Genomic DNA, 25,862 nt, shown 5'->3' on the forward strand with positions numbered 1-25,862 from the left:
GTAGCAAAACAAGATATTGGGTTAATGGCCTGAAGAAACGATCACTTCCTCAGGGTCGATATTTTTATTTTCCTTGATCAAAAGAGTGGCAGCTGCTGCAATCAACAGCAATACCCCGGCAAAACTGATTGCCTGTCCGGCGTCATTGTTCAGGAAATTTTTGGAAATAAATCCAAAACTCAGCGTCTGTAGAATCATGGGAATCACAATCATCATGTTGATGATGCCCATATATACTCCATAGCGTTCTTTGGGAATTTCATTCACCACCAGTAAATAAGGCACTCCCATCATACTGGCCCAGGCTATCCCAAAACCAGTCATCGGGGCAAAGAGTAAATACTTATTTTCTATCATCGGGAAAGCCAGCAGACCCAATCCAGCCATCACCAAGCAAAGGAAATGAACCGTTTTTGGGCCGAATTTTTTCGCCAATCCCACCAGAAAAAAGGCCGAAAGGAAGGTCACGATATTATACCAGCCATTGACCAAACCCGTCCATCCCACTGCTTCTTCGTATTTACCGGGGTCGCTTGCCGGAGTAGCGTCCCACACCGAAAGCGCAATGGATTTGGCGGCATTCTGCCAATAGCAAAACAGCGCATACCACTGGAATAGATAAACCAAAGCCAGCTTCCACATGACTGAAGGCATGTGGATGATCGACTCGATGATCTCCAGATTCTGGGCAAAAAGAACTTTGGTAGTCGGATTGTTTTCAGCCCAACTGATGGTCTTACGGATGATTTTCCTGTCGAAAATGGAGGGAATCAGTAGTACAAAAAGAACCAAATAGGCCAGTAAGGTGGTGAGGATCGAAAGGAAAAACTGAATTGCAGGGTGAGGCATTCCCTCATTCCTTTTTTTCAGAGCTTTTAATTCCTCGGGAGACGGAGGATATTCGGGAGTTTTGGAAATACTCCAAAGAACGGAAGTAATCGAGCAAATGGTCCCTAGGAAAAAGGAGGCATAAACCCACATTGGAAGCGATCCGATGGTGCCTTTAAAGAATAGCTGAAAGACGAAAAGAGAGAGGTTTGCCAAGGTAATCCCCAAACCGGTAAAGAAGCTTTGTGTCAAAAAGCCCTGCCCATATTGCTCTTCTGGAAGCGAATCTGCAATCAGCGCCCGATAGGGTTCCATAGCGGTATTATTAGCCGCATCCAAAACCCAAAGAAGACCTGCAGCCATCCAAAGTGAGCTACTGAAAGGATAGAAAAACAAACAGATGCTGCACATCAATGCGCCGATGAAAAAGTAAGGCTTCCGCCTTCCGAATCGATCACTCCAGGTGCTGTCGCTGAGAGCTCCGATAATGGGCTGAATGAGAAGCCCTGTCATGGGACCTGCAAGATTTAAAATCGGAATCTCATCCGGGGCAGCGCCGAGCATATCATAGATCGGATTAACGGCACTTTGCTGGAGTCCGAAGCTGTATTGAATCCCAAAGAAACCAACATTCATGTTGATGATTTGGGAAAAGGAGAGTTTGGGTTTACGCATTCAGGTCGATTTTGGGCCTTGAACTTTTTGGGAATTCTTCAAAAATTACGAATAATAATCAGAGAAAAAACTCTTTAAAAACCTCATACAAAGCCTTTAACCGCCAAAAACCTATAGGAAATCGTTTGTCTTTCCAGATTTTTAGTCGAAAAAAATCCCCGAAAAAATTTTCGGGGATGGATATTTTGGGTTAGTAAAATCAATTCTGAAGTCGGGCTTGAATCTCTTGGATCAATCCGTCGTATTTTTTCAAAATCCTCGCCCAGTCGGTGAATTTCTCATCATCTTTTACGGTCACTGGATTTTTCCCATCCAAGAAGGCTTCTTGAGAAATCAGCTTCACCGCATAGGCTTCCTGATTGGAATTGCCTCCATTACTCACGACGAGACGGGTTCGGATGATGCTGGACTGGAAGTTTTGAACCTGCCAGGAGCTGGTCAGATATCGGGTATTGAAATCCACCGTTTCCAATATGTCAAAATATCCGGTGACAATACCGCTCAGAATTTTCCAGGCATCTTCAGGTGTATGCTTGGAATTAATCGGTACTGTGATCCGCACATTCGCCAAATCAGAGGAAACAGAGGAAGTATAAGCTTCATCCACCTGCATTTCTAAGAAGTCTGATTTTGGAGGCTCCTGCATGTTGGACTGATTGCAATAGTTTTTGATGTACCGGATAAATCCATCTTTGGAAACACGGATTTCCACACAGGAATTTTTGGGGACTTTGAGGTCATAAGAACCATTTCCGACTCTTTTCCCTGCAATTTCAATCGAAGCATCATTGGGAGCGGTAGTGATTTTCACCAATCTATCTTCCAAGGCAACCTTATCCCGAACGGGAGGTTCTGGATCACCTTCTTTGTTGCAATGCACTTTTTCATAGTTGACAAAGCCCTCTTTGGTCACAGTTACGGTCACACAATCCCCGAAAGGGACTTTAATATCCTGATTTCCTCTGCCTACCGAAATCCCATTGGCGACTACTGTAGCATCCGCGGGAGTGACTTCTAGTCTTACTTGTCTATCCTTGAGGGTAAAATGTTCCTTAAAAGGAGGAGTTTCTTTATCCGGTTGATTGTAATACACTTTGGATACAGTGGCAAAACCAGGCTTTTTGATTTCAACTGTTAAAAACCGGTCTTTGGCAATGTAGAGGTATATGAGCTTGGTACCTATCAGTCTTCCGTCGACATAAATTTCTGCGTCAAAAGGTTCTGCAGAAATATCTACTTGTCGGGTATCCAATGTGATTCGCTGCTCCTTATCCCATTTCAAGTCTCTATTGTATTCTTTAATTTCGGACTTGTAGCCTGGCTTGACTATTTTGATTCTGTTTTTTGAGTCCTTGTCTAGCTTATATTCAACAGAACCGGTTCCCAATTCTTGCTTTTCAGAATCATCATAGTCGTTTAGCAAAATGAATTTTGCATCGCTGTGGTTTGCCGTAAGTTGAAGTTTTTGAGAAAAGCTTTGAAATGAAAATAGAAGAAATACTGAAGTAAAGAGTAAATGTTTAAGCTTCATAAAATTAAGTTAGGGTGTGATGGACATTGCAAATAATTCAATTTGAACAATTTATGCAAATGAGATTTGGCTATTTCGGCAGATCTCAAAATATTAACCCCAGGCATTCCGTAAAAAGCCCAGCCAATTCACATGCATGACCTTTTCCACATCAGCATCGGTATAGCCTCTCCCGCGAAGTAAGCCAGGAATCTTCTGCAAATCGGCAATGGTCTCCAAATCTGCCGGACTTTGCTCTGTACCAAAAGCCCCATCTAAGTCCGACCCAATGCCGATGTGGTCGGCATTGCCAGCAATCTGGCAGATATGATCTAGGTGATCCAACACCGTAGAAATGGTCACATTCCGCTCTTTGGGAGTACTTTTACCTCTCACCCAACCCGGACTCAGCATCCAGGCATCAAAAGCTCCACCAATCACAGCTCCACGATCGATCAGCGCTTTGATCATTTCATCGGAAAACTGCCGGTTATGATCCACCAGCGCCCGACAGTTGTTGTGACTGGCCCATACTGGTCCCTGATAAATCTCCAAAGCATCCCAAAATGCCAAATCACATAGGTGAGTAGCATCCAAGATGATCCCGAGCTCATCCATTTTTTTCACTAAGTCTTTTCCCTGATTGCTCAACCGTGCAGACGAATCTGTGCCAAAAGCATAGCGTCCGGGGCCATAATGTGCTGGTCCCAAAGCCCGGAGACCGCTTTCGTAGGCTTTTTCCAAGTAATCCAAATTCACAATCGAATCGGCTCCTTCGAGTGAAAGGATAAATCCCACCGGCTTTTGGCTTTTGTCCTCGCCTTGATTCCAGTGAGCCAAGTGGGCTTCCAACTCGGTCCAATTTCGGATTTGGGTCATTTCTCCTTTTTCTACCATGGCTTGATACCAAGCCAATTGACCTTGAGTCTGAGCCCAAGCTTGCTCGGGGGAGTGCCAACCCGGAAGAGGGTTTTCCGACGCCACAAATCGGGCGATCTGTGTAGCCACCACTAGGCCCACATTTCCTTTGCGAAGCTCAGGAAGAGAGACGGTAGCATTTCCCCGATCGGGTTTGTCTGTCAGGCCTTTTTCACGGGCATTGATCTCTGAGACAGAACGAGTAAGGTCCCGATTCCACTCAAGGGCATTCATACTCAGGTCGAGGTGCGCGTCTATGGTAAACATGGATCAAAAGGCTTGAAGAACAAAAACAGTAGGGATTTTATGCAGATCAACGGGATGATTTTTCCAGTCGGCGACGGTCTTGGTATGGATGTATTCATCCGCCGCGGTAAGATTTTTGGCGATGCAAAGCTTGGTTTGAGGAGCCAATGTCGATAGAAGGTCTTCCAGCAATTGGTTATTTCGGAAGGGCGTTTCCATAAAAATCTGAGCCCTTTTCTCTTTGAGTGATTCAGATTCCAATTTTTTTAAGGCAGTCGCTCGTTCCCTTTTATCAATGGGCAAGTATCCGTGAAAAGCAAAAGACTGCCCATTGAAGCCGGAACCCATCAGTGCCAAAAACATGGAACTTGGCCCGGAGATCGGCACGACCTGAATTCCTTTTTGATGGGCATAGGCCACAGCCATTGCCCCGGGGTCTGCGATCCCCGGACAGCCTGCCTCTGAGATCACCCCGATATCTGCTCCATTCATGAGTGGCTGCATCAGTCTATTGATCGATTCAGGCGGAGTGCCTTTATCCAACACTTCCATATGGACTTCCTCCAGATTCACTCCGAGCTTCAAGCTGGAAATATATCTACGGGCAGAGCGGGGATTTTCGACCAAAAAGATCTTGGTATGCGCGATGACATCTTGTACTTGGGGCGAAATCACCCAATGGGCCGTGTTATCGGCTAAGACATTGGGAATTAAGAAAAGCTTTCCTTTGGGCATTTTTGAAAATTTGGATTGGGTCCGAAAGTTAAAATTTAAAGCCCAAATTCATTACCTTTTATTCTAGCATCAAAAACAACCCTGCAAGGATGGCCTTTAAAATCAAACTTATCGGAATTTTACTTCTTCTCATCTCAAACTCGATCTTTTCCCAAAACCTCAAAGCCCTCGTCGGTGGCACCCTGATCGACGGATTTGGAGGTACGCCCATCCGCAATTCGGTCATCATCGTCGAAGGTGAGCGGATCAAAGCTGTTGGCCAAGTGGGGAGTTTGGAAATTCCATCCAATGCTGAAGTCATTTCTACAGAAGGAATGAGCGTTTTGCCGGGCCTTTGGGATATGCACGTGCACCTGATGCTCAATGGACACAGCGACTACACGCATTGGGACACGACCTATTTGGACATATTGGAATCAGTCATCATGCCTTCTTCTGCGCATCAATTGCTGATGGCAGGAGTGACCAGTGCACGAGACTTGGGAGCACCCCTCGAAGCGAGCATCAACGTCCGCGAGCGGATCAAGCGCGGTGAAATCCCCGGTCCTACGATCTATGTGTCCGGCCCTTTTATCCAAAAAGCACCCTATCCCGGCACGGAAGCCTTCCGCTGGGGAGTGAATGGGGCCGCCGATGCCCGAGCCAAAGTCAAAAAACTCATCGATGCAGGAGTCGATGTGATCAAGCTGATCGATCAGGATCAGATGACTCTGGAAGAAGCCAAGGCCGTGGTCGATGAAGCGCACAAAAACGGTAAAATGGTCGTAGGCCACTCCCACCGTCCGGACGAAATCCGCATTGGATTGCAGATCGGCGTGGACAACTTTGAGCATACAGGCCTGAGTTCGGCACCGGAATATCCTGAAGACATCATGCGGATGATGAAAGAGCGGGCGGCCAAAATGTATCTTGGGCCACTTTTCTGGACTCCCACAGTTGAAGGACTTTGGAATTATGAATATGTCCGGGACAATCCTGAAAAGCTGGACGATCCCTCTTGGCATTTGGGATTACCTGATTCGATTATCAGAGACATTCGGGCTTCCTTGAGATATCCCGGTCGAATGTCCTATTTCCAACTGACTCCGGTGAGAAAACCTACTCTTACCCGCAAATTTGCCCAGCTAAAAGAAAGTGGAGTCGTGATGCTGGTAGGAACAGACAGCGGCATTCCGATGAAATTCCACAGCCAAAGCACCTGGAATGAATTGGATGTCTGGGTCAACCAATTCGGTATGGATCCATTATTGACCATTAAAGCCGCCACTTATTGGCCAGCAGTGGCCATGAAAGTAGATAAAGATTATGGTACGATTTCGGAAGGAAAATATGCTGACATCATTGCTGTGCGTGGAGATGTCCTACGATACATCAACCTGCTCCAAGATGTGGATATGGTGATGAAGCATGGGAAGCAGGTGAAATGATCAGTCTCAGGATACTGGGGGCAACCGGGATAAATTAAAGAGAAAAAGCTGCCTCTTTTCGGGAGACAGCTTTTGGACGGATATAGAAATGAAAATCAAGTCTCGCTTTTCTGAGTTTTTTTTACTTGGCTGGTTTATAGCCGATCGCATAGGGTGTCCAGATTTCATAGATGGGACTTCCAGTAGAGCTCAATCCGCTGTGATGCCATTCTCCATCGATGACCTCGAAATCAAAACCCAAACTGGCTCCTACCCGACTGTTATCTCTGGAGAAAAAGGTAATGTTTTCGGTATATTTCCCATCCTTTGCAGTGTAAGTACCCCCTCCTGTTCCTGAAAACTCCCGGGTTTCGGAATTGAATGCTACCCATTGGAATCTGCCTCCACTCAGGATCTTTATCGTGCGTCGGGCTCCTGGAGTAGATCGGGAAATCTGATCCTCTCTTTTTCTTCCGGTAATCACCCAATTACCGGACAAGGCATCCTCATCACTGGAAATCTTTTCCCAAACCTCCACAAGCATTCCGTTATTAGTATTTGCGGAAAGGGTCAATTTATTTCCCGACAAATCAACTTTGAATGGAGTGGTTGTTCCGATTTGCAGAGGATTAAGGGTAAAAAAGTCCAAGGTTTCTGAATACTTGCCGTTCTCAAAGGAGTAAGGACCGCCACCTGCACCTATAAAGGCATTGTCAGCGACATTTTTTACCCCAAATGCGAAATAATTGTCCTGATAAATTTTAATATATTCTTGATCCGTGACGGCTTTGCCGTTTTGGCTAATCAGCTTCCAAGCCCCATCCAGATTCTGCCCGCTGACCCAGGAGAATAGGAACAAAAGAGGTAAAACAAGAAATTTTTTCATAGCAATAAGATTAAAGTTTCATTTTCCAAATTCTTCAACAAAGCTTAGATTTCCAACAGATTCCTAATTTCCGGCTATTGGAAGTGAAGACAGGTAAAAATGAAAGAATTTACTCTAGGCACCAAGGCAGAAGATATTCTCCGGCTTTTCCCAGAAGGCAGGGTAAAAAAAGTCCTGCTAGGTCAAGTGGAAATCGGAATCCTTCGAAAAGGAAATTCATTTTTTGGTTTCGAGCTGTTTTGCCCTCATCGGGGAGCTTCCTTGCTCACCGCTTTTACCAATTCCTCCGGAGAGTTGATTTGCCCCTTGCATGAATACCGGTTTGACCTCAAAACCGGACAGGTAAAATCAGGGTCCTGTCGCGACCTTAAAACCTATTCATGCAAGCTTACTGAACATGGACTAGTGATAAGCATCCCTGAAAATCAGTGAAGCCTAGATCCGTTAGGAACCTCCCTTTCGACTGTTGAAAGGACAATTCCGCCCTCTTTCGAAGTAAAACCCGTGACTAAAACCTCGGACATGAAATCCGCTATTTGCCTAGGTTTGAAGTTACAAATGCAAATTACCTGCTTGCCAATTAAATCTTCCGGACTATAATGGAAAGTGACTTGGGCAGAAGATTTTTTGGTTCCAAGCTCCCCTCCAAGATCAATCCAAATTTTATATGCCGGTTTTCGGGCTTTTTCAAATTTTTCTACCCTTACAACGGTCCCAACTCTTATGTCTATTTTGTTGAAATCTTCGAAGTCAATCGTTTGCATAGATATTATTTTTGCTATTTTTACAAACCTAAAGCCAGAATCCAAGTTATAAGATTCGGTAGTCTACCAAAAGCCATCTTGAAAACAAAAGGAAATATGTCAAAAAGTATCGGGTTATTTGGACTCAGCCTTTGCGGGCTTCTTCTTTTTTCCTTGAATGTCTCCGCCCAAAGCGAAAATGAAAAGGTAGAGGACATGACTCCGAGGCCTGCCGATAGACCTATCACTCCCCTAGTAGACGACCACACTTCTTCACAAGACAATACCAACCCTTTCCTTTCTCCTGCACTGAAGGCTTCTCCTGTAAAGACTAACCCGGTTAGGAGAGATTTACCGGCTGGAGGAATTATTCAGGATAAAGACCCAAAAAAGACAGAATCCCCTTCCACCTTATCTTTTAACATTTTTCTGTACGTGGTGGATAAGTTTAAAGACAACAATCTCAAGGCAGATTAACTAAAAAAGAGGCTTTCGCCTCTTTTTTTATGTCTTTTTGGGGAATCCCCAATTATCGGACATCAGATTTAAGAGTGGTTTTCGGCCACAAATGTTTCCAAATCCTTCAGGGTAATTTTATTTTCATAATAGGCTCTGCCAAACACCGCAGCACGCACACCCATATCCTTCAAACGCTTGAAATCATCTATGCCTCTCACCCCTCCGGAAGCAGCCAAGTGCACATCAGGGAATCTATCCAATACTTCTTGATACAAGGCAAAGTTGGGACCCTCCATTACTCCATCGCGGGTCACGTCAGACACTTTCAGGTATTTCAGCCCCTTTTCGTAGAAAAATTCAATATGATCAAATAAATCAATTTCTGTCTTTTTCAACCATCCCCGGATTTTGATTTTGTAGTCGCCAGGATTGGTATCTGCTGCCAAATTGATTTTTTCTCTTCCATAGGAAATAATGAATTGGGCAAATCTTTCAGGATAATTGGCTGCTGCTGATGCAATCGTTACAGACTTTGCTCCAAACTCCAAGCACTTGATCACATCGCCATCAGTGGTAATCCCTCCGGTGAAGTCCACTTTAAGATCCGTGTAGCCTGTGATTGCTTCCAGAATATGATAGTTTTTGGGTTCACCCCTTCGGGCCCCATCCAAATCCACCAAATGAAGTCTTTTAATTCCGATTCCTTCAAATGCCTGAGCAATCTCTAGTGGATTGTTGGAAATGACCTCCTCTGTGGAAAAATCGCCACGATAAAGACGGACACATTTGCCGTTAATAAGCCAAATAGAAGGAATAATTTCAAACATAAAGATTTATAAACAATGGTTTTGGAGAGTACTTTTTTTCAATTTTCTGGTTAAATATACGATTCCAAGGTAAAAATCTTAACATCTTCCCTTCATTTCGCAATCTTTTTGAACATTTAGGCGAAAATTTTAATGATTTGAAAATTTGATTTTACCGATTAATTCAGCTCTAAAAGCTTAAATATCCTCCCTATTAAACGAAATAATTCAAAGACTTAATTCAGTCCAAAATTTCCAATTGGGCCAATCTCCCTCCGCTGCCCGAAGCCCAAACACTTTTCCCATCTAAAGAAACCTTCACCGCATGATATCCTTTTTCGGAAAAAGATTCCCAAGTTTGCCCTGAGTCCAGAGAATAATCGGACCCCGAAGGCCCTACTGCCAGCAACAAGCCTTTATTTTTCCAGTATGTCACTCCTGAGCGATACCCCATAGGGACGCGTTCAGGAATACGATTTGATCCATTCCCCACCAGTAATGAATTCCCCTCCCGAGATTTTAGTAGGGTATAATCTCCTCCAACCATAACAAGATGGTCCTTTACCTCGACTACTGCAAAGACCCCCTTTGCCGACTCTCCTTGAGCCATTTCCGATAGGACTTTGACGGTCCAATGCTGCTTGCTCTTGGAAAAAAAATGCCACCTAGCCACTGATCCACCTGTAGCAAAACCGACACCTTTAGGTCCGGAAATCATGGAGGATGAACTTGCCGCAAATGCTGCTTCACCCGGAAATGCATCTGGTAAGAAATCCATCATTTTCCAGGAATTCCCTCCATTCTTTGTCTGTAGAATCATCCATTTTCCATCCACGGGATCACCCAGCACAAAGCCTCTCTTTTTCCCGGCAAAAGCAATGGCATCAAAAAAAGCCTCAGGGCCTTCCTGATGAACTTTTGCCCAAGTTTTTCCCCCATCCGTGGTTCTGTAAATCACCGCAGGCTGACCAGCTGATGCCACTACAGCAACTTGCTCATCCCATGCTTGAATGGAACGAAAATCTACAGTATCTAGCCCAGCTATTTTGCCGGATTCCCAGGTCTTCCCTCCATCGGTGGTTTTAAGCCAGGTGCCTCCGGCCCCACTCGCCCAACAAACGTTTTCCGAAACAGGAGAAAGCCCCCTTAAGGAGGCTTTCACAATCGGATTAAATTCATTCCAGGAGAGATTTTGAGCAGAAACCTGAGGAAAAAACCAGGTTGCTAAAATCAGGATTAATACACTTCTCATGCAATATCTACTTTTCTATAAGCCTCAATCAGGGCAAGTTCCCCTTCTTTTCCAGGCTTGGCGTTCCCGTGCTCCATTCCCATCACTCCGGTGAAGCCCTTCTCATGAATCCACTTAAATACATTGGAATAGTTAATTTCACCGGTACCGGGCTCTTTCCTTCCCGGATTGTCGCCGATTTGGATGTAGGCAATTTCGCTCCAGGTTTTGTCCATGGTTGCAATCAGATTGCCTTCATTCCGCTGCATGTGGTAGATATCGTACAAAATCTTGCACGAGGGGCTTCCCACTGCCTTGCAGATCATATAAGTCTGGTCTGCATGTCGAAGAAACAAGTCAGGATTATCACTCAGAGGCTCCAAAACCATAGTCAACCCGTGTGGTTCGAAAATTTCAGCTCCCCGTTTTAAAGCCTCGATCACATTGCCAGTCTGAACACCTATTGGGAGATTTCTTTCAAAATATCCAGGAACCACCGTCATCCACTTGGCATTGACACGCTTGGCCACTTCCACCGATCTTCGGCAGGTCTCCAGAAATTTATCCAGAAACTCCTGCTTTCCAGTCGTCAATGAAACTTTCCAGTTATCACCCCCATCTACGACAAAGACGCCCATTCTCATCCCCAAATCGGACATGGTCTTGGCGATCAATTCCTGATCTGCGACAGATCTTCCGAGCATTCCATTATCCTCCAAGGACTGAAAGCCCTGATCTGCCATGAATTTGAGTTCATCCGCAAATCCTCCCGGTGCATGGTTTTTAAACATCCCAAAGTGCGGGGCAAAATCCATTTTGAAAGGCGCTGCCTTTTTATCCTGTGCAAATGCAGGAAGGGACATGGTTCCTGCAGCACTTAAAACTGCACTTCCCAAACCAATTTTCTTGATAAATCCTCTTCTTTCCATTGTTAGATCACTTTGGTTTTTCCTGGCACAGCATGAGGATAGAATCCATCCGCATTCGGGACTAATTTTGGAGTAGCATCCCAGGCTAATTTTTCAGGGAACAGATCGACGGTGCCATTCAAGGCTTCGTCCCAAGTCATTACCTTTCCGGAATAGGTCGCATAACGTCCCATGATAGCTGTCATGGTGGACTTAGCTGCATTTTCGGCATCGGCGAATTTGTATTCCCCTTTGACCAAAGCTGCCCAAAGCTCATCATGCTCCTGTTGGTAGGGATTCGGCTGGTTTTCACGGTTGTGATCATAGATTACATTTCCTTTCCAGTCCGTCATCGTTCCGTGATTACCCGCACTCAAGAATACTTTCCCCTTCGTCCCTTGGAAAGTTTCGTCCACTCGATTGGCGGCACCGGGGAAATGCCGGCATTCTGAATGAATCACTGAACCATCTGCATAAGTAAAGGTCAAAACGTGATGGTCAAAAATTTCTCCATGCTCCTTGCCGGTCCTTACCTGACGGCCTCCTGTGCCTTCAGCTTTGATTGGATACGCGTTTTTCACCCAATTGGCAATGTCGATATTATGCACGTGCTGCTCTACGATATGATCTCCGCATAGCCAGTTGAAATAATACCAGTTTCTCATCTGGTATTCCATTTCTGTCATTTCAGGCTTTCTCTCTCTCACCCATACTCCTCCGTCGTTCCAATACACCTGTCCACCCACTATGTCCCCAAGCTGTCCATCATGGATTCTTTTGATTACCTCTCGGTAGTTGTTCTGGTAATGACGTTGAAGTCCTACCACCACATTCAATTTTTTGGCTTTCGCTTCTTGAGCTGCGGCTAGCACTCTTCGGATTCCTGCTGCATCGGTAGCCACTGGTTTTTCCATAAAAATCTGCTTACCCTGCTTTACCGCCTCTTCAAAATGCTGGGGACGGAAACCCGGAGGAGAGGCCAAAATCACCACATCCGCTTCCGCAATGGCTTGCTTGTAACCTTCAAAACCTACAAATCTTTTTTCTACCGGCACAGTTACTTTTTCCAGGCCATACTTGTCAGAGATCGCTTTATAACTATTGTCAAGCCGATCTTGGAAAGCATCCGCCATCGCAACCAATCGAATTGGCTGGCCGGTTTCAAATGCCTGAAAAACCGCCCCTGTTCCCCGTCCCCCACAACCGATCACGGCAAGTTTCAAGTGGTTATCTGGGGCTGCATAAGCCCCGGGGACTAAAAAGGAGGGAGAGAGGAGGCCTCCGGTTACGAGTGCAGAGGTTTTGATAAAATCCCTGCGGGAGTTCTGATTTTTCATGTTATAGGTTATTTTGGTTAATAATCAGCGATAGGTTCTTGAGTATAATAAGCATGAATCTCTTCCGGAGAAGGTGGATTCAAAGGCCTTACGAGACGCATTCCAATAAAAGGAGCCTCCGGAAACCACCATTGGCTTTTGGGTATCTGAGGATCGATTCTTTTCCAATAGGGATCGGAGACTGCCCGATTTGCGGATCCGATAACCTCCACCTTTGATTTGAAGCTGCCTCCACGCACTGCATGCGGGTATAATTTATCCGCTGGATTATAAGGATTATCCTTGTCTGACCTGCTATAAAAATCTGCTTCATATAGATCTATGGTCCATTCCATTACATTTCCATAGATATCAAATAGTCCCCAAGGGTTAGGTTTCTTAGTGCCAACAGGATGTGTACTTTCACCACTATTCCCAGCAAACCAGGCATATTCAGGCAATAAAGAAGGATCATTCCCAAAGAAAAATCTATCCTTGGATCCCGCTCGGGCAGCATATTCCCATTCCGCCTCAGTCGGAAGACGATAGAAAATCCCTGTTTTCAGATATAGCCAGTGACAATACTGGATAGCTCCGTATTGAGTCATTCCTACTGCGGGCTTGCCTTCTTTTCCCATCCCGAAAGTCATATCCAAATAAGGCAGACTTGGCCGGGTTAGGCCATCTACTCGCTCTTCCACCCCACCTTCGGTCATGTTTCCCTCATATATTTTGTCTAGGAAAAGTTCGAAGGCCTCCCAAGTCACCTCATGAGTTCCCATCCAAAATGCATCAATATTTACCTCGTGAGCTGGATTTTGATCCGGAAAATCGGGATCATCAGAGCCCATGACAAAGCTACCTGCTGGAATGGGCGTCATATCAAAGGTCACGGGAGTACCGGGAATCTTTTGGGTATAGGCGTCAAAAAGTGGGGCTTCATTGAGCTGAAAGCTCATTAGGACAATCCCTATCAACAGAATACATTTTTTCATTTTTTTAAATTTTATTGGAAAGCCCTAGGAGAAATAGAAGCTTTTTCTGGCACTCGACGGGGATTAGCAGGAATCATAGCCTTTTCACCACTTCCCTTTTTGGAAACCGAACAGCCCACATTCCTCTAAGATCACCTACTTTATGGCCTTTGGCCTGATCTTGTGGGTAAAGTGACTCCAAGGTTTGGAGAGTTTCAGCACTGATGTCTTTTCCAGGATCTCCATGGCAATTGAGACAAAGTCCTCCGGGAATAATAATAGCTTTGGTATAAAGCAAAACCTCCCCATTTTCCAATTTCTGAAGGTTTGGATCAATGGAGAGTCCGTTTTCTGCATTGTATTCATAAGCCTCCAGAATCGGAGCTTCATCGGAGTCAGGCTGATCAGCGGGATTTCGGAACCTATTTGACACCCTTTTTACAGTGACTCCATGTTTTTTTCCCACCTCCTCTAATATCGGCAAGGCATTTACTTTACAATATTCAACGGCGCCTGGAATTCCTTTTTCTGCAATGGCATTTTGAAGCTTAGTGATTAGATTTTGTTGTGCCTCTTGGGTGATGGAATCCCCCCAAATCATGGCCTCTTCCAAGATTTCTACTTCTGTCAACCGCTTCACTTCCATGTTTTTGTTCACTTCCTCAAAAACATCTTTCGACACTCGTTCTCCCCGTCCACAGGAGACTAACAAGCCTAAACCAAGGACAAAACTTAGTACCTTCTTCATTTCACTTTTTGGATTGGTTAGCTAAAAGTAGAAAAACCCAGCCTTTATCTGAAATCAATCCCGGGGATGGAGGTTGAAATTTATCTTTGATTTTCAGGAGTTTTTAACCTAAGAAATTCAAAAAACTTAAATATCGAGTAAATTGGATGCGAATGCTTGACGTAAGATGAGAAGATATCCTTTTTTGATTTTGGTATTCCTCCTATATGGGTTTTCGGCACTGGGGCAAACTTTGACCAGAATGCAAAGCTGGGGCCTGGATTTCGAATCGGTTTTTTGGGTGAATTCACAAATCGCCTATGCTGGAGGGGAAAATTTACTGGCTAAATCAACCAATGGTGGCCAGACTTGGGCTGAGATTCCCTACAAGTTTGAAGGCAGAATCCATGATCTTCATTTCATCAATGAGAATCAAGGCTGGGCCGTTGGTAAAAATGGCTTGGTGTTAAAAACCCAAAACGGGGGACAAAACTGGACTACCGTTAATCTTGGTTACACCGGAGATTTTTTTCGTGTCAAGGTCTTGAGCACAGGCTTGGGAATAATTACTGGCGCAGAAGGTAAAATCTTCCTCAGCTCAGATTTAGGAAAAACCTGGAAATCTGGAGATGCCGGCACCACCAATGATTTATTTGGAGCCCAACTTGTCAACGAGAACCTCATCTTTTTATCTGGGAAAAGCGGAACTGTTCTAAAAAGTCAAAATGGCGGGCAATCCTTTCAAAAATTAACCATTTCAACTTCTGCTGATCTCTATGCCATCAACTTCACTTCCACCCTGATAGGATATGTTTCAGGGGACAATGGCGTATTGTTCAGAACTCAAGACGGGGGGACTACTTGGTCTTCTTTGGTCTCTGGGGTTACTGTTCCTTTAAGAGATCTGACCACTTCACCGCTTGATGTCAGAATCATCGCTGCGGTAGGCGACCAAGGCACAGCCATTCAAAGCAATAACTCAGGTGCTTCCTTTGTCAAGGTATCTTTGGGAACTAGTTTTTTGAAAAATATTAAGGGAATTGGATTTCTTCCAAACTCAAATACAGTTTGGATCTGCGGGGCCGACGGCTATATGGCTTCATCCACCAACGGTGGTAGAAATTATACCACAAGACTCGATGGATACCGAAATAACTTTACCGGGATTGACTTCAAAAACGAAACTCAGGGATTTGTGGCGGGTCAGAAAGGTCAATTTTTACTTACCTCCAATGGCGGAACCAGTTTTATCAGCCGCCCCATTCCGGAAAACTTCGAAATCATCACTTTAGATTTTTGGAATACGGCTTTCGGCTATGTATCCGGGCCGAATGGGAAAATCTACAGGACAACCAATGCCGGATCTTCATGGCTGGAAAGAAGCATCCCCTCCAGCCCTCAGGTGAATGGATTTTATTTATTTGCCCCTTCCGTTTTATATGTCGCAGGAAATTCCGGATTTGTGGCTAGGTCTTCAGAATCCGGAGACGTCTGGGATAAAGGAACCACCACCAACACTACCGTAAATCTTAAAGATTTGATGTTTTTTGATTTTCAGTTTGGAGTTGCGATTGGAGATAATGGACAGCTTTCTTATTCCAACGGTGGAGCTGTCTGGACTAACCTTTCAAAAATCACCGATGAAAATCTGAACGGGCTGGCGAAGTTGGATGGACTTCAGGCGATTGCGGTAGGAAATAAAGGCACCATCCTCAAAACCTCAGACATGGGGATCACCTGGAAAAGTATTCCCATTCCTTTCGAGAACGATTTACTGTCAGTTGATTTTTTTGACAGCCAAAATGGATTCATCAGCGGGAAGAAGGGCCTGTTTTTAGCCTCTAAAGATGGGGGAGAGACCTGGACGAATATTCCATCCGGAACTTACCGAGACTTGACTTCAGTAAGTGTCGGAATCCCTCTGGTAGCCTATGCTGCCGGAGAAGACGGGACGATCATCAAATACACGTGCATACCTCCTACCGGCAGCTTAGGGGCAATCGCCGGAAAAGCAGAAGCTTGTCTAGGAACTGAAACCTACACCATTCCAAGCATGGCAGAAGCGGGATCCGAAATAGTCTGGAGAGTAGATGGTGGGCAAATTGTCACAGGCCAAGGAAGTAATTCCATAGAAGTCAACTGGACCAATGCGGGGAGAAATGGAGTCTATGTCAGCAGAGTGAATTTTTGCGGAGCTGGAGAAACCTCCTTTTTGGAAGTACAGGTGCTTGGTGTCCCTCCTTCCAATCTGACCATTCAAGGAGAAGGCACGGTTTGTCAGGACCAGATTGCTACTTATTCCATGCCACTGGTTACAGGCTCTACCTACTCTTGGACTGTTACAGGAGGAGAAATTGTTCAAGGCCAAGGATCAAGGACTATTCAAGTTAAATGGATTACAGGAGGCGCTGGATCACTTGTGGCGGAGTTGGAAAATCGCTGTGGAAAGTCATCCAAAATCAACTTGCCCGTTCAAATACTAACTAAGCCTGCCCAACCTTCGGCTATTTCCGGAGAAGTTTTGGTCGCATTTGGTATTCAATCCTACTCCATCGAAAAAGTGGCTGGATTGGACTATAAATGGACTTTAGCCGATGGAGGTAAAATTATCTCTGGACAGGGCACTCCTCAAATTCAGGTTCAATGGGAAAAAGAAGGCAAGTTTGACCTAAGCGTTGAGGCACAAAATGCCTGTGACTTTGGGCCCAAAAGAACCCTTCAGGTTTCAGTAAATATCATCACCGGTCTAGAACCAGATTTGAATGAAGCTGGATTAAGAATTTATCCAAACCCGAGTTTTAACCGAACTGTCACCATAGCATCAAAAAATCTGGATCACTGGACCAGCCTAGATTTGTTCAATTCTTTAGGGCAAACCATTGGATCCCAAACTATCCTACCGGGAGACACTTCGATTTACCTTGAAAATCTTCCCAAAGGACTGATTTTCATCCAATTGTCGGGACCTAAGGGAAGAACTCAGAAAAAGCTTCTAATCCACTGATCTTTCCAAAAAAAATTAAAATTCGAAGGCAGGCTTAGAAGGACACCCTTGCCAAATAATATTTTGCTTTATAGAAATAATATTAATTTTATTTTATTTTTTTCAAAATTTCGAACTGTGTAATTAAATTTATCAAAACTTTATTCTGATTTGGATTTTTGTTTAATCCAAAACTTTTCTCTCATTTGGGTTAAAATATAAACCCAATGAACTCAAGAAATTTCCATCCCGAAAGCCTCATGATGTCTTACGGCTATAAGCCGGAGCTTTCCGAAGGCGCAATCAAGTGTCCGATCTTTCAGACCTCCACTTTTGTTTTCAAGTCAGCCCAGGAAGGGAAAGAGTTTTTTGAACTTGCCTATGGCAAAAGGGAGAAAAACCCTGACGAGCAGCCAGGATTGATCTATTCAAGACTCAATAATCCAGACCTTCAAATTCTAGAGGAGAGGCTTTGTCTATGGGACGGGGCCGATAAATGTGCCGTCTTTGAAAGTGGCATGTCAGCCATTTCCACGGTTCTATTGGAATTTCTTCGTCCAGGCGATCATCTTTTGTACAGCATGCCTGTATATGGTGGGACAGATCATTTCATCAATAAGGTTCTTCCTCAATATGGGATCAAAGGAATCGGATTTACGCCGGATGAGAGTAAAGAAGAGGTTCTGGAAAAAGCCAGAGGAAAATCCGTCAAATTGATCTATGTGGAGACACCTGCCAATCCAACCAACGCCCTTTTTGATTTGGAACTCTGCAAAGAAATGGCTGACGAGCTAAGCACCGCTGACTATCAGGTGTATGTAGCAGTGGACAATACCTACATGGGGCCTTTATGGCAACATCCCCTGAAACACGGGGCTGACTTAGTCCTTTACTCCGCCACGAAGTACATTGGAGGACATTCTGATTTGATTGCTGGTGCAGTATTGGGGAAAGCCGATTTGATGCAACGGGTCTTGACATTGAGGACATTTTTAGGAAATATGGCAGGCCCTTGGACAGGCTGGCTTCTGATGAGAAGCTTGGAGACTTTGAAGGTGAGAATGACTCAGCAAGCTGAAAATGCAGCAAAAGTGGCAGACTATCTGGCTCAGCATCCCAAAGTGGAAAAAGTCTATTACCTAGGGCACTTGGAGCCAGGCTCATCTCAACATACGATTTTCAAAAAGCAATTAACCTCAGCTGGCGCCATGGTTTCTTTTGATATCAAAGGAGGGGAAAAAGAGGCTTTTAAATTCTTGGACAACCTCAATCTATTTCACTTGGCGGTATCTCTCGGAAGTACAGAATCTCTCGCGGAACATCCTGCGGCGATGACTCACAGCGATGTCAGCGAAGAGGATCGGAATCGCTTGGGGATCTCAGAGAAGCTGGTACGACTATCGATCGGGGTTGAAAACCATGAAGATCTGATCTGGGATATTCAGCAGGCTTTGGAAAAAGTATAATTACTTGGATGATTAGTCTAGGCCAAAGCACAGGTGGAAAAAGGATGAATTTATTTCCGGCTTTTAACCACTAATTCCAGTTTTTGGTAAGGAAAAAGTAATCCTAAGACCAGAATAAAAAAGGGATGAGTTATTCCTCATCCCTTATCACTACATATTGGAAAATGTCACCGACTTTACCCCGTTTGATATAGGCCTTTTTCAGAATCGCTTCTGGGACATATCCTGCTTTTTCTAAGACACTCATCGATTCCCCATTAAAGTCATATACCTGAGCGAAAATTCGTTCGATATTAAATTTTTCAAAAATGTATTTGGTATAAAGCTTCACCGCCTCCGTGGCGATTCCTTTTCCCCAGTAGGGTTCTGCAATCCAAAATCCCAGTTCCACATTGGTTCTCAATTCATCTTTTCCTCTCTCCGAACCAATGGAGCCCACGAGTTTCCCTTCAAATTCGATAGCAAAATTCTGAGGCGGGTTGAACTTTTGATTATGCTCGATCCAATGTCTGGCATCATGAATGGTATATGGCTGGGGAAAGCTATCCCGAAGATTCATCGCAATCTTAGGGTTATTAGCTATAGGATAGAGATGATGGAAATGGGAATCATTCCAAGTAACCAAATTGATTTCTCTTTCTCCAGCAATGATCATAAAAGTATTTAGGTTGATTTAAAGGACGGAACGCAATTCAATATAAGGGCTTTAGTGTAGTCCACCAAAGGTGTATGGATTACTCAATGCCTCCTGCTTGCATTTTCTCCAAATTTTCTGCCAATCTAAGCGCAGAGATAAATTCCTCTATATGTCCATCCATGACTTCCGGAAGATTATAGACCGTTTTGTTGATCCTGTGATCAGTAACTCGCGATTGAGGATAGTTATAGGTTCTGATTTTATCAGAGCGGTCACCGCTTCCGACCATGGACTTTCGCTGAGCACCAACTGCCTCATTATGTTTGGCAAGCTCAATTTCATAAAGCCTGGAGCGAAGTACTTTTAGCGCCTTTTCGAAGTTTTTGATCTGGGATTTTTCGTCCTGGCAGGTAACTACCAAGCCGGTCGGATTATGTGTCAATCGAACCGCTGAATAAGTAGTATTCACAGACTGTCCACCAGGCCCTGAAGAGCAATAGGTATCTTTTCGGATATCGTTCATGTCCAAATGAACCTCCACTTCGTCCATTTCCGGCAACACAGCTACAGATGCAGCTGAGGTATGAACCCTCCCTTGAGATTCAGTGGCAGGAACCCGCTGAACCCGATGCACTCCTGATTCATACTTGAGCATTCCGTACACATCTGCTCCCGATACAGTGGCAATGATTTCCTTATACCCGCCTGCCGAGCCAAAGGTCAAATCCAGCACTGTCAGTTTCCATCCTTGCATTTCACAAAAACGCTCATACATCCGGAACAAATCCCCTGCAAAAATTGCAGCTTCATCTCCGCCAGTTCCCCCACGGATTTCAAGGATACAATCTTTCGAATCGTTGGGGTCTTTCGGAATCAGCAATTGCTTCAACTCTTCTTCCAGAACCTCTTTCCTTGCCCGAAGATCTTCCAGTTCCATCTTGGCCATTTCCCTGAACTCAGGATCCTTTTCCTTCTCCAGCATGACTTTGGAGCTGTCGATATTCTGCAAGACCAAGGAATATTCATCGTATGCAGAGACGATTTTCTCCAAGTCCTTATACTCTTTGGTCAGCTTGGCATACTTGGCCATATCCGTCATTGAATCCGGTAAAATGATCAATTGACCTACTTCTTCAAACCGTTCTTTGAGTGCTTGTAACTTATCGAGCATGATTATTTCCTTGGCTGCGCAAAAGTAAAGAATTTATTTTCAGTGAAGGAATGAAATCCGTCTTCTCCCCCAAATGCAATAGCCCGAGATAAGACCCGGGCTATTCCATTCTCAAAAGGGTATTTAAGTAATTTTATTCCACCGTTACGGATTTAGCCAAGTTTCTAGGTTGATCTACATTACATCCTCTCATGACGGCAATGTGATAAGAGAATAGCTGCAAAGGAACTACTGCAACCAAAGGAACAAAGGCCTCGTGAACTGCAGGAATCTCAATCACATGGTCGGCCATAGCCTTCACTTGGGTATCGCCTTCAGTAACTACGGCTATCACCTTTCCTTTTCTTGCCTTTACCTCTTGGATATTGCTCACTACTTTTTCATAAGAACTATCCTGGGTGGCGATGAAAATCACCGGCATTTCCTCATCGATTAAGGCAATTGGCCCGTGCTTCATTTCTGCCGCAGGGTAACCCTCAGCATGGATGTAGGAAATTTCTTTCAACTTCAAGGCTCCTTCCAAGGCTACCGGGAAATTATACCCTCTTCCCAGATAAAGCATGTTTCTCGCATCTTTGTATTCGGATGCGATATACTGTACCAAATCGTTGGATTGAAGTGCTTTCTCCACTTTTTCAGGAATAGAAGCCAATTCGTGAAGAAGCTGAACGTATTTATTTTCAGGAAGTGTGCCCCGCTGATAACCGAGTTTTAAAGCCATCATGGCCAACACAGAAATCTGGGCAGTGAATGCTTTGGTAGAAGCTACCCCAATCTCAGGCCCTGCATGGGTGTACGAACCCGCATGGGTCGCTCGAGGAATGGAAGAACCCACCACGTTGCAAACACCAAAGATGGTGGCACCACGTTGTTTGGCAAGTTCAATAGCCGCCAAGGTATCCGCCGTTTCCCCTGATTGGGAAATAGCAATCACAAAATCCTTTTCATTGACCACGGGGTTTCGGTAGCGAAACTCAGAAGCATATTCCACTTCCACAGGGACTCTGGCAAACTCTTCAAAAAGGTATTCCGCGACCAAACCTGCGTGCCAAGAGGTACCACAGGCAGTAATGATGATCCTCTCGGCATTTTGAAATTTGTTCATGTAATCCCGAAGACCTCCAAGAACTAACCTTCCTGACTTGGCATCCAATCTGCCTCGAAGGCAATCTGCGATGGATTTGGGCTGTTCGTAAATTTCCTTGAGCATAAAGTGCTCGTATCCACCTTTCTCGATCGCTTCAAGTTCAAGCTCAAGCTGGTTGATATAAGGATTGGTCTCGACGTTTTCGATGGTTTTTACCTGAAGTACACCGTTTCGGATTACTGCAATTTCATAGTCATCCAAGTAGACCACTTTATTGGTATACTCGATGATTGGAGTAGCATCGGAAGCAAGGAAATATTCATCTTCCCCTACCCCAATCACCAATGGAGAGCCTTTTCTTGCTGCGATCAAGGTATCTGGTTCCTCCATATTGATCAAAACAATGGCATAGGCACCTACCACTTTGTGAAGAGCAAGTCTGAGGGCTTCTTCCAAAGAGCACTTATTGTTAACAAAAATGTCCTCGATGAATTTTACAAATACCTCGGTATCGGTATCGCTTTGAAACTTGTATCCCTTCTGAAGCAAATCCTTTTTCAGGACCTCATAGTTTTCGATGATTCCATTATGGATCATCGCAAAACGCTCTGAAGCAGAATAATGCGGGTGAGCATTGATGTCATTGGGTTCACCGTGGGTAGCCCAACGGGTATGTCCGATTCCGATTTTGGATTTCAATTCTCCGTTTTCATGGAGAAACTTTTCCAATTCGGCAACTTTACCTTTTTTCTTATAAACACTTAAACCTCTTTGGTCTAGAAGGGCAACTCCAGCAGAGTCATATCCTCTATATTCTAATCTTCTAAGACCTTTGAGAATAATTGGCAAGGCCTCTTGCTGGCCTACATAGGCGACAATTCCACACATAATTAAAAATTCTTAAGCGATAATTAGATCTTCCACAAAGAAACACCTTTCATGCCAAAAAAAATAATCCACTTCTTTAAAATCAAGAAGTGGACTACTCTGGCTTTTTCGAAATCGATTGATTATCGGACTTTCGAATAGATGACCTCTACTTTTATTTTATTCTTATCCACTTTAAACTGCCTCAAAGATCTTCTGAAATCAATCCCCGTGGTTGGGGTTTCTGCGAATAAGAGCCAATCCTGACGTTGAAGCTGACCTCTATAGATTGCATTGATGTGAGAAGTAATTCGAGTCGAATAAGTTTTGTTTTCAGTATTATAACTCAAAACAGCAGAAGCAGCATAGACATTGGATGGCACCAATTCGCCGTTTTCATTTTCGATGACCTGAGGCTGTCCGTCCGTAACTACGTGAAGCTCGTTTCTAGGCACTACCGTACTGACCAAAACTTTGTTTTGAGAATTGATATATTTCAGCATCATGCCTGAAATAGGAGTATTATCTGCGCTTTGGTCTTCAATTGCACCTATTTTCAGATTTGCCTGATTGAAAGTAACTCCGGAAAGGGTATCCAAAAAAGCATCAATCGGGCTTGTATTGATTTTCAAGGCCATTGCTAAGCTGGATTTCATCCCTACAATTTGACCTACATCATAGGTCTTTCCGCGTTCAGTGACACCTTGAGTAGGTGTTCCTGATTTATCTGACTTAATGCCATTAAAGCTTCTGGAAGAAAATGTCGTAATAGTGTAAGAAGAGGCAGCGGTATCACCTGCATAGTGATAATAGTAAGTCATACTCGTCTCTCCTCCTAAGGCAATTCCTGCGGTCGTATTATCTCCTTCCCGCGCTTTTACTGCGAATCCGGGGAAATAATTTCTAAACTCGAATAAGGTTCTGAATTGTCTGGTATCTCTCAGTTTCAAAAAGATTTCCTCTGCAAAAGCAGTTTCGATCGGAAAAACTAAGGTAGTATCCTTTTTATCCCCAAAAACTACATCAGTGGTAGCGATTGGGTTAGGCTGAAAAGCCAGACTATTGAAATTATAATAAACCGTATCTAGAATAGGTTCTGTGAGTCTGTGAATAGTGTACCGTTTAGGCTGTGTAAGATTAGAACCATTGACGCTTACCACGTCCAGACTGAAAAACGCGGAATCATAAATCGCGTCATTTCTGGGTCTTTCTTTGGTAAAGTCCATGTACATTCTACTAAAGCCCGTAGATTCGGTTTTGCCGAAAAAATCATCTTGCTCATGTCCTGCAATCAGAACAGTAGAGTTGGTTGTGCTGAAAGAATCAAGCAAAATCACTTCTGCATCGAGCACAAACTCCCGGTAAAACACACCAATTTGGTTGTTACCGGGAGCAAGTTCGATACCTACTGTTGCAGGATCGCTGCAGGAACTAGAAATAAGAAGGATTGAAAACAGGGCCAAAGTGGCCAGTTTAACCGGCGAGGTTGGTATAAATGCCGTATAACTCTTCATGAGCTTGGTGCTCTTCTTCAATACTGATTTCAAACTTTTTGTCTTTTGAGAAATCCTCGATGAGTTGGTTTAATTCCGCAGAGACATCATTACCCTTGATTACCGTGTCGGCATATTCCATACCCATCTTGATAAACCCGGTGAAGTCTTTGCTTTTCAAAGGTGCTAAAATTGTGTCATCGATGTCCACCATCTTAACCTTGTTTAACAAATCGTCGCCAAAGGTATGAGAAAATCCGTTGGAATAAATCCCAAATACGGTTTTGGTCTCTTTAAAAAGCGGATCGTTTTTATAAGTGGTCTTCAAATACATCGGAATCAGGGAAGTCATCCAGTCGTTGCAATGCACGATATCCGGAGCCCAGCCTAATTTTTTGACAGTTTCGATTACACCTTTACAGAAGAAAATAGCACGCTCATCATTGTCTTCGTAAAATTTTTCCTGCTTGTCGTGAAACACACTCTTTCTTTGGAAATAGTCTTCATTATCAATGAAGTATACCTGAAGCTTGGCGTTAGGAATAGAAGCGACTTTGATGACCAAAGGCTTTTCTTCTTCACCAACTGCGATGTTGATTCCAGAAAGTCTTACCACCTCATGAAGACGGTTTTTTCTTTCATTGATCAAACCGAATCTGGGTACCAAAATTCTGATTTCCATCCCTTTCTCTTGCATCGCTTGAGGAAGAGTTCTTAAGAAATTTGCTACTTCAGAAGTTTGTAAGAAAGGGTTGATTTCACTTGCAACGTAGAGGATACGTAGTTTGGACATGCTTGTTGGATTTTAATGAACGTGATAAACAACGGCCACAAATCTAAGAAAAAAAAGGCAAAAATCATTGTATTTCTGGATATTAATCTACTTTTGCCCCAATTTGGCCGAAATACTGCCCATTTGTGAAGCTTATCAAAACCCCCACCGACTGGAATCCGCTCTGGCTCAGTCATCTTCAAAAAAATCATCGAATTGGACTAGTCCCAACCATGGGGGCTTTGCACCAAGGACATCTGGATTTGGTAGAAAAATCATTGCAATCCTGCCAGGTCACGGTGGTATCTATCTTTGTCAATCCTACCCAGTTTAATAACCCCGAAGACTTCCAAAAATATCCCAACACTCTGGCCAAAGACTTGGAATTGCTAGAAAGCATTGGAGTCGATTATGTCTTCGTTCCTTCAGTTGAGACGATTTATCCAAAAGCCACAGAGCTGCGGGTTGATTTTGGGGATTTGGAGAGAGTATTGGAAGGGAAATTCAGACCGGGGCACTTCAATGGAGTAGGGATAGTGGTATCCAAATTATTTCATTTGATCCGGCCAAGCATTGCTTTTTTTGGCCAAAAAGATCTTCAGCAGGTAGCTATCATCAGAAGATTGGTCGAGGACCTTTCTTTTCCATTGGAAATGGAAGTAGTACCCACCCGCAGAGAAGCCGATGGATTGGCAATGTCCTCCAGAAACCTTCGCCTCAACCCAACGGAAAGGAAACAGGCCTTAATTCTCTTTAACAGCTTGGAAAAGGCAAAGAGAAAGCTTCTCTCTGGGGAATCCTGGACCGAAATCAAGCAAGAAATCCTTAATAACTTTGAGAACACGCCTACTGCACAGCTTGAATATTTTGATTTAATCCACCCAGACACTTTTGAGGAATATCAAGAATTTCAACTTGAAAAAAAATCCTCTGTTTGTGTGGCAGCCTTTATTGGAGAAATCCGTTTAATCGACAACCTGCCAATAATTCCTTAATTTTGCGCCGGGAAAAACTAAAC

The 25,862-nt window shown here is 44.0% G+C and carries 23 protein-coding genes; 6 read left to right on the plus strand and 17 right to left on the minus strand.

The window, feature by feature from the left end:
- Positions 1-21 precede the first annotated feature (21 nt).
- The 4 genes from G458_RS0102970 to G458_RS0102990 form a co-directional block, all read right to left on the minus strand.
- On the minus strand, positions 22-1,503 hold the full coding sequence (locus G458_RS0102970) for an MFS transporter (protein ID WP_026950589.1): 1,482 nt from the start codon (positions 1,501-1,503) through the stop codon (positions 22-24).
- Positions 1,504-1,702: 199 nt separating this feature from the next.
- Positions 1,703-3,034 carry a hypothetical protein gene (locus tag G458_RS0102980; RefSeq protein WP_026950591.1) on the minus strand — a complete coding sequence of 444 codons (1,332 nt, stop codon included), beginning with the start codon at positions 3,032-3,034 and terminating at the stop codon, positions 1,703-1,705.
- Between the two features lie 93 nt (positions 3,035-3,127).
- On the minus strand, positions 3,128-4,198 hold the full coding sequence (locus tag G458_RS0102985; RefSeq protein ID WP_026950592.1) for a dipeptidase: 1,071 nt from the start codon (positions 4,196-4,198) through the stop codon (positions 3,128-3,130).
- 3 nt (positions 4,199-4,201) lie between these two features.
- A complete protein-coding gene (locus tag G458_RS0102990; protein WP_026950593.1) occupies positions 4,202-4,912 on the minus strand; it encodes an SAM-dependent methyltransferase in 711 nt (236 codons plus the stop codon).
- An 89-nt stretch (positions 4,913-5,001) separates the two neighbouring features.
- Here G458_RS0102990 and G458_RS0102995 point away from each other — a divergent pair, with 89 nt between their 5' ends.
- Entirely contained in the window at positions 5,002-6,339 is a 1,338-nt protein-coding gene (locus G458_RS0102995; RefSeq protein ID WP_026950594.1) for an amidohydrolase family protein, read from the plus strand.
- A gap of 121 nt (positions 6,340-6,460) precedes the next feature.
- On the opposite strand, the gene G458_RS0103000 is transcribed toward G458_RS0102995, so the two are convergent.
- Positions 6,461-7,204 carry a hypothetical protein gene (locus G458_RS0103000; RefSeq protein WP_026950595.1) on the minus strand — a complete coding sequence of 248 codons (744 nt, stop codon included), beginning with the start codon at positions 7,202-7,204 and terminating at the stop codon, positions 6,461-6,463.
- 99 nt (positions 7,205-7,303) lie between these two features.
- Here G458_RS0103000 and G458_RS0103005 point away from each other — a divergent pair, with 99 nt between their 5' ends.
- Entirely contained in the window at positions 7,304-7,636 is a 333-nt protein-coding gene (locus G458_RS0103005; RefSeq protein WP_026950596.1) for a Rieske (2Fe-2S) protein, read from the plus strand.
- On the opposite strand, the gene G458_RS0103010 is transcribed toward G458_RS0103005, so the two are convergent.
- Positions 7,630-7,968, minus strand: coding sequence for a tRNA-binding protein (locus G458_RS0103010; RefSeq protein WP_026950597.1), 339 nt, complete (start codon positions 7,966-7,968; stop codon positions 7,630-7,632). The genes G458_RS0103005 and G458_RS0103010 overlap by 7 nt on opposite strands.
- Positions 7,969-8,064: 96 nt before the next feature.
- Here G458_RS0103010 and G458_RS0103015 point away from each other — a divergent pair, with 96 nt between their 5' ends.
- Complete coding sequence (locus G458_RS0103015; RefSeq protein ID WP_026950598.1) at positions 8,065-8,424, plus strand: hypothetical protein; 360 nt, start codon at positions 8,065-8,067, stop codon at positions 8,422-8,424.
- A 68-nt stretch (positions 8,425-8,492) separates the two neighbouring features.
- Here the strand turns inward: G458_RS0103015 and G458_RS0103020 are convergent, their stop codons facing one another.
- The 6 genes from G458_RS0103020 to G458_RS0103045 form a co-directional block, all read right to left on the minus strand.
- Positions 8,493-9,233, minus strand: a complete 741-nt coding sequence (locus tag G458_RS0103020) for a 1-(5-phosphoribosyl)-5-[(5-phosphoribosylamino)methylideneamino]imidazole-4-carboxamide isomerase (RefSeq protein ID WP_026950599.1) — start codon at positions 9,231-9,233, stop codon at positions 8,493-8,495.
- A 220-nt stretch (positions 9,234-9,453) separates the two neighbouring features.
- Positions 9,454-10,464: a WD40/YVTN/BNR-like repeat-containing protein gene (locus tag G458_RS20085; protein WP_051286988.1), complete on the minus strand. Its 1,011-nt coding sequence runs from the start codon at positions 10,462-10,464 to the stop codon at positions 9,454-9,456.
- Entirely contained in the window at positions 10,461-11,372 is a 912-nt protein-coding gene (locus G458_RS0103030; protein WP_026950600.1) for a hydroxypyruvate isomerase family protein, read from the minus strand. Before G458_RS0103030 ends, G458_RS20085 begins: the two co-directional genes overlap by 4 nt.
- Before the next feature lie 2 nt (positions 11,373-11,374).
- Complete coding sequence (locus tag G458_RS0103035; protein WP_026950601.1) at positions 11,375-12,688, minus strand: Gfo/Idh/MocA family protein; 1,314 nt, start codon at positions 12,686-12,688, stop codon at positions 11,375-11,377.
- A gap of 17 nt (positions 12,689-12,705) precedes the next feature.
- Positions 12,706-13,662: a formylglycine-generating enzyme family protein gene (locus G458_RS0103040; RefSeq protein ID WP_026950602.1), complete on the minus strand. Its 957-nt coding sequence runs from the start codon at positions 13,660-13,662 to the stop codon at positions 12,706-12,708.
- Between the two features lie 73 nt (positions 13,663-13,735).
- Positions 13,736-14,389, minus strand: coding sequence for a Tll0287-like domain-containing protein (locus G458_RS0103045; protein ID WP_026950603.1), 654 nt, complete (start codon positions 14,387-14,389; stop codon positions 13,736-13,738).
- A gap of 241 nt (positions 14,390-14,630) precedes the next feature.
- Between G458_RS0103045 and G458_RS0103050 the strand changes: the two genes are divergently transcribed.
- Both G458_RS0103050 and G458_RS0103055 read left to right on the plus strand, forming a co-directional pair.
- A complete protein-coding gene (locus G458_RS0103050) occupies positions 14,631-17,372 on the plus strand; it encodes a YCF48-related protein (RefSeq protein WP_169719246.1) in 2,742 nt (913 codons plus the stop codon).
- Between the two features lie 206 nt (positions 17,373-17,578).
- On the plus strand, positions 17,579-18,817 hold the full coding sequence (locus G458_RS0103055) for a cystathionine gamma-synthase family protein (protein WP_026950605.1): 1,239 nt from the start codon (positions 17,579-17,581) through the stop codon (positions 18,815-18,817).
- A 130-nt stretch (positions 18,818-18,947) separates the two neighbouring features.
- Here G458_RS0103055 and G458_RS0103060 read toward each other — a convergent pair whose 3' ends face one another.
- From G458_RS0103060 to G458_RS0103080, 5 genes are all read right to left on the minus strand, one after another.
- Positions 18,948-19,472, minus strand: a complete 525-nt coding sequence (locus G458_RS0103060; RefSeq protein WP_026950606.1) for a GNAT family N-acetyltransferase — start codon at positions 19,470-19,472, stop codon at positions 18,948-18,950.
- Between the two features lie 79 nt (positions 19,473-19,551).
- A complete protein-coding gene (prfA, locus tag G458_RS0103065) occupies positions 19,552-20,625 on the minus strand; it encodes a peptide chain release factor 1 (protein ID WP_026950607.1) in 1,074 nt (357 codons plus the stop codon).
- Between the two features lie 133 nt (positions 20,626-20,758).
- The gene (gene glmS / locus G458_RS0103070; protein WP_026950608.1) at positions 20,759-22,600 is read right to left on the minus strand and encodes a glutamine--fructose-6-phosphate transaminase (isomerizing); all 1,842 of its coding nucleotides are present in this window, start codon (positions 22,598-22,600) and stop codon (positions 20,759-20,761) included.
- A 122-nt stretch (positions 22,601-22,722) separates the two neighbouring features.
- Positions 22,723-24,093, minus strand: coding sequence for a DUF4270 family protein (locus tag G458_RS0103075; RefSeq protein ID WP_084438810.1), 1,371 nt, complete (start codon positions 24,091-24,093; stop codon positions 22,723-22,725).
- Positions 24,053-24,865: a glycogen/starch synthase gene (locus G458_RS0103080; RefSeq protein ID WP_026950610.1), complete on the minus strand. Its 813-nt coding sequence runs from the start codon at positions 24,863-24,865 to the stop codon at positions 24,053-24,055. The genes G458_RS0103075 and G458_RS0103080 overlap by 41 nt, the downstream gene beginning before the upstream one ends.
- A 125-nt stretch (positions 24,866-24,990) precedes the next feature.
- On the opposite strand from G458_RS0103080, the gene panC reads away from it, so the two are divergent.
- Complete coding sequence (gene panC / locus G458_RS0103085) at positions 24,991-25,839, plus strand: pantoate--beta-alanine ligase (RefSeq protein ID WP_026950611.1); 849 nt, start codon at positions 24,991-24,993, stop codon at positions 25,837-25,839.
- Positions 25,840-25,862 lie beyond the last annotated feature (23 nt).

The sequence above is a fragment of the Algoriphagus mannitolivorans DSM 15301 genome, assembly GCF_000429425.1.
Taxonomy (GTDB): domain Bacteria; phylum Bacteroidota; class Bacteroidia; order Cytophagales; family Cyclobacteriaceae; genus Algoriphagus; species Algoriphagus mannitolivorans.

What these genes read in the sequence shown, in the direction of transcription:
- G458_RS0103015 (WP_026950598.1), top strand. Translation starts at nt 8,065, where the DNA reads ATGTCAAAAAGTATCGGGTTATTTGGACTCAGCCTTTGCGGGCTTCTT.
- G458_RS0103050 (WP_169719246.1), top strand. Translation starts at nt 14,631, where the DNA reads ATGCAAAGCTGGGGCCTGGATTTCGAATCGGTTTTTTGGGTGAATTCA.
- G458_RS0102985 (WP_026950592.1), bottom strand. Translation starts at nt 4,198, where the DNA reads ATGTTTACCATAGACGCGCACCTCGACCTGAGTATGAATGCCCTTGAG.
- G458_RS0103020 (WP_026950599.1), bottom strand. Translation starts at nt 9,233, where the DNA reads ATGTTTGAAATTATTCCTTCTATTTGGCTTATTAACGGCAAATGTGTC.
- G458_RS0103040 (WP_026950602.1), bottom strand. Translation starts at nt 13,662, where the DNA reads ATGAAAAAATGTATTCTGTTGATAGGGATTGTCCTAATGAGCTTTCAG.
- prfA (WP_026950607.1), bottom strand. Translation starts at nt 20,625, where the DNA reads ATGCTCGATAAGTTACAAGCACTCAAAGAACGGTTTGAAGAAGTAGGT.
- G458_RS0102970 (WP_026950589.1), bottom strand. Translation starts at nt 1,503, where the DNA reads ATGCGTAAACCCAAACTCTCCTTTTCCCAAATCATCAACATGAATGTT.
- G458_RS0102995 (WP_026950594.1), top strand. Translation starts at nt 5,002, where the DNA reads ATGGCCTTTAAAATCAAACTTATCGGAATTTTACTTCTTCTCATCTCA.
- G458_RS0103010 (WP_026950597.1), bottom strand. Translation starts at nt 7,968, where the DNA reads ATGCAAACGATTGACTTCGAAGATTTCAACAAAATAGACATAAGAGTT.
- glmS (WP_026950608.1), bottom strand. Translation starts at nt 22,600, where the DNA reads ATGTGTGGAATTGTCGCCTATGTAGGCCAGCAAGAGGCCTTGCCAATT.
- G458_RS0102980 (WP_026950591.1), bottom strand. Translation starts at nt 3,034, where the DNA reads ATGAAGCTTAAACATTTACTCTTTACTTCAGTATTTCTTCTATTTTCA.
- G458_RS0103055 (WP_026950605.1), top strand. Translation starts at nt 17,579, where the DNA reads ATGAACTCAAGAAATTTCCATCCCGAAAGCCTCATGATGTCTTACGGC.
- G458_RS0103080 (WP_026950610.1), bottom strand. Translation starts at nt 24,865, where the DNA reads ATGTCCAAACTACGTATCCTCTACGTTGCAAGTGAAATCAACCCTTTC.
- G458_RS0103000 (WP_026950595.1), bottom strand. Translation starts at nt 7,204, where the DNA reads ATGAAAAAATTTCTTGTTTTACCTCTTTTGTTCCTATTCTCCTGGGTC.
- G458_RS0103045 (WP_026950603.1), bottom strand. Translation starts at nt 14,389, where the DNA reads ATGAAGAAGGTACTAAGTTTTGTCCTTGGTTTAGGCTTGTTAGTCTCC.
- G458_RS0103035 (WP_026950601.1), bottom strand. Translation starts at nt 12,688, where the DNA reads ATGAAAAATCAGAACTCCCGCAGGGATTTTATCAAAACCTCTGCACTC.
- G458_RS0103075 (WP_084438810.1), bottom strand. Translation starts at nt 24,093, where the DNA reads ATGAAGAGTTATACGGCATTTATACCAACCTCGCCGGTTAAACTGGCC.
- G458_RS20085 (WP_051286988.1), bottom strand. Translation starts at nt 10,464, where the DNA reads ATGAGAAGTGTATTAATCCTGATTTTAGCAACCTGGTTTTTTCCTCAG.
- G458_RS0103005 (WP_026950596.1), top strand. Translation starts at nt 7,304, where the DNA reads ATGAAAGAATTTACTCTAGGCACCAAGGCAGAAGATATTCTCCGGCTT.
- G458_RS0103030 (WP_026950600.1), bottom strand. Translation starts at nt 11,372, where the DNA reads ATGGAAAGAAGAGGATTTATCAAGAAAATTGGTTTGGGAAGTGCAGTT.
- G458_RS0102990 (WP_026950593.1), bottom strand. Translation starts at nt 4,912, where the DNA reads ATGCCCAAAGGAAAGCTTTTCTTAATTCCCAATGTCTTAGCCGATAAC.
- G458_RS0103060 (WP_026950606.1), bottom strand. Translation starts at nt 19,472, where the DNA reads ATGATCATTGCTGGAGAAAGAGAAATCAATTTGGTTACTTGGAATGAT.